We start from the raw sequence: 1,022 nt of genomic DNA on the forward strand, positions 1-1,022 counted from the left end.
GCGATGACGGCCTTGACGGACTCGGCCTCGATGCGGGCCTGGGCGGGGTCGTAGACGCCGCAGGGCAGGTCGCAGTGGGCCGAGACCTCGATGGTCGGGGCGAAGAGACGCACGTGTGTTTCCTCTCGGTGGTGGTGGTGGGAAGACCGTCGGGGCTGACGGTCAGGAAGCCTTCTCGGGCAGGATGCGATCGAGCGGGAGGGTGCTGACGGAGTCGCCGAGCGACCAGTAGTGCCGGTTGTGATGGAGGAGCGGCTCCGCGTTCTCGCCGAGGGTGACCGCGTCGACCTCGAGCAGCACCAGCCAGGCCTCGCCGGCGGGGACGACACGGACCACCTGCCCGGAGAAGCTCGCCGCCGCATCGGCCAGGACGGGTGGCTGGCCCTGGGGGAGCGTCCAGCCCTGCGACACCGTGAACCGTGGTGCGGTCCGGTCGGCGAAGGCCGCGGCCACGTCGGCCTGGGACTCGGTCAGGACGTGCACCGCGAGGCGGTCGCTCCCGGTGAGTGCCGGCCCGGACCGGCCGGATCGCGAGACCGAGAACGACAGCATCGGCGGGTTCGCGCTGACCGAGGCCACGCTCGATACCGTCGCTCCGACGGGTCCCGTGTCGGTCGAGGCGGCGACGATGGCCACGCCGGTGGGGTATCGACGGAAGCCGGCCTTGAACTGGTCGGTGAGTGTGTCGCTCACACCCCCTCCTCTCTCTGTTGGCAGTGACGCTAAAACATCAAGTCCAGTTGAGGTCCAGTCATCCACGGTGTGATCGCTGACTCATCTGGCCGGCCGCGCCTGAGATCATGTGGGCCGCGGAAGTGCTACTTGTTAGACTAGTTGTGCACTTGTCATACAACCCGGGTTGGTCTGCTACGACTTCGAAGCTTTGACCTCGGTCGCCTAATCTTCCCAAAGAACCGCTCTGCCTCACGATCTAAGGAGTCCCTTCGTGGACGTCTCCCCGCTCATCTGGTGGTTGACCATCGGCATCGCCAGTGCCGTGCTGCTCTTCGACGTGCTCGTGA

Annotated in this window: 2 protein-coding genes; both read right to left on the bottom strand. The window is 66.6% G+C overall.

The genetic code is table 11. The features are described from left to right. Positions 1 to 113 (bottom strand): superoxide dismutase [Ni] (locus ACFV9G_RS30055; RefSeq protein WP_357340800.1); only part of this gene is annotated, 113 nt, incomplete at its 3' end. Positions 114 to 162: 49 nt separating this feature from the next. After that, positions 163 to 693 carry a flavin reductase family protein gene (locus ACFV9G_RS30060; RefSeq protein WP_378733170.1) on the bottom strand — a complete coding sequence of 177 codons (531 nt, stop codon included), beginning with the start codon at positions 691 to 693 and terminating at the stop codon, positions 163 to 165. Positions 694 to 1,022 lie beyond the last annotated feature (329 nt).

This window comes from Nocardioides sp. NPDC059952, assembly GCF_042730435.1.
Lineage (GTDB): Bacteria > Actinomycetota > Actinomycetes > Propionibacteriales > Nocardioidaceae > Nocardioides.